Here is a 1,695-nt window from a genome sequence, read left to right as displayed (position 1 = left end):
CCGCAGACCTGGTCGGCTTGGGCGGACAGCAGGAGGTTGATGGTGTCCTGGAGCATCTGGCGCATCAGATCGGGTGAGGCTTGGGCCAGCAGGTCGTCGAGGTATCCGGTGGGGTCGATATGATTGGGCGCGGAGGCCATCGTTGGTGTCCTTTCGAGGATGTGTAGGAGCTGAGTCGAAAGGTACCGCGGTGGTCTCCTTGCTGGTCGGCAGGGGGGGTTCACCAGGCGGTAGCTGTACACCACACTATTGGACGCAACCGCTGCGGCGTTGTACGGTGTGGCGCATTCTGTGGTTGCTGGGCTTGGGTTTGTACCAGCGTTGGGGATTATTCACACCGGCACCGATAGGTCGTTTGTCTACGACATTGCAGACCTTTACAAAGCGGAGATTTCTATCCCAGCTGCTTTTGAGGCTGCTTCAGAGGATCCGATGAGTGCAGGGATTCTTGTGCGACGAAAAGTACGAGATCGAATTGTTGAAACACGATTGATGCAACGCATGGTTCGCGACCTACAAAGTTTGATGAATATCCCTGACGATGAAGCCTATAGCGACGTGGACCTGATGCTGTGGAGTGAGCTGGAAATCATTGCGGCAGGAGCGAATTGGGCTTCGGAAGGCGTTGATCGCCCATGATCGTTCTAGTTATAACTGCCTGTCCAGCGGGTTTGAGGGGAGATCTGACGAAATGGCTCACCGAGATCGCGCCGGGAGTGTTTGTTGGGCGACCAGGAGCGAGAATTCGGGAGCTCATTTGGGAGCACACAGTGGCACTTTGCAAAGACGGAAAAGCACTGCTCGTTCAGTCATCTGACAATGAACAAGGCATGGAGATTAGAACCCACAAACATGATTGGGAGCCGACAGATTTTGATGGGCTAACCCTTATGGTGCGGCCCGACAGAAAGAATAAGTCTGCGGGTTCGACGGGACGTAAAACCGGGTGGGCTACTGCGCGTTATACGAGAAAGAAGTAACTGGAGTTTGGGCTTTTCTAAGTTACATCTAGAATAGGGTTTGGCTCTCTTTTCTTGCTGGTCAGCAAGTGTCTGCCCCGCGCGAGCGGGGATGAGCCCGGTTGATTCGGTAGTAGATGCCTTCCCCGAAGGTCTGCCCCGCGCGAGCGGGGATGAGCCCAGCCGATCGCTGCTAGATCGTGGATCACCATGGGTCTGCCCCGCGCGAGCGGGGATGAGCCCTCTCACCAGTAGAGAAGCACAGCTGGGGGACAGTCTGCCCCGCGCGAGCGGGGATGAGCCGGAGAACCAAATGACCACAATGCCAGTCCCTAGGTCTGCCCCGCGCGAGCGGGGATGAGCCCGCCCACAGCATGAGGGTGGCAGGATCAACACCGTCTGCCCCGCGCGAGCGGGGATGAGCCCATCCTCAACCCCGAGGATGTTCTTAAGGGTGCGTCTGCCCCGCGCGAGCGGGGATGAGCCAACAGCGCGATCGCGGTATTGGCGCGCTCCGCTGTCTGCCCCGCGCGAGCGGGGATGAGCCCGCTACGGCCGGGTCAATGCCGGCGACGAGCAAGTCTGCCCCGCGCGAGCGGGGATGAGCCCCGGGGCACCTCACAGATTGTCCCCGGCCCTCGGTCTGCCCCGCGCGAGCGGGGATGAGCCCCTCTTGCCGATCACGACCGGCAACTGCAAAAGGTCTGCCCCGCGCGAGCGGGGATGAGCCCGTTCC

The 1,695-nt window shown here is 59.6% G+C and carries 1 protein-coding gene, 2 pseudogenes and 1 CRISPR repeat array; of the genes and pseudogenes, 2 read left to right on the top strand and 1 reads right to left on the bottom strand.

The window, feature by feature from the left end:
• Window positions 1–140: pseudogene (locus tag A37O_RS16525) on the bottom strand (IS256 family transposase); the annotation flags it as partial.
• Window positions 141–261: 121 nt separating this feature from the next.
• On the opposite strand from A37O_RS16525, the pseudogene A37O_RS0109080 reads away from it, so the two are divergent.
• Both A37O_RS0109080 and cas2e read left to right on the top strand, forming a co-directional pair.
• Window positions 262–639 (top strand): annotated as a pseudogene (locus A37O_RS0109080) (hypothetical protein); the annotation flags it as partial.
• Window positions 636–980, top strand: a complete 345-nt coding sequence (cas2e, locus tag A37O_RS0109075; RefSeq protein ID WP_018297193.1) for a type I-E CRISPR-associated endoribonuclease Cas2e — start codon at window positions 636–638, stop codon at window positions 978–980. The pseudogene A37O_RS0109080 and the gene cas2e, both read left to right, overlap by 4 nt.
• Before the next feature lie 70 nt (window positions 981–1,050).
• Window positions 1,051–1,689: a CRISPR direct-repeat array (repeat unit 28 nt; unit sequence GTCTGCCCCGCGCGAGCGGGGATGAGCC).
• Window positions 1,690–1,695 lie beyond the last annotated feature (6 nt).

The sequence above is a fragment of the Corynebacterium lubricantis DSM 45231 genome (genome assembly GCF_000379425.1).
Classification (GTDB): Bacteria; Actinomycetota; Actinomycetes; order Mycobacteriales; family Mycobacteriaceae; genus Corynebacterium; species Corynebacterium lubricantis.
Note: the sequence above shows the minus strand (reverse complement) of the source record. Positions and strands in the feature narration are given on the sequence as shown.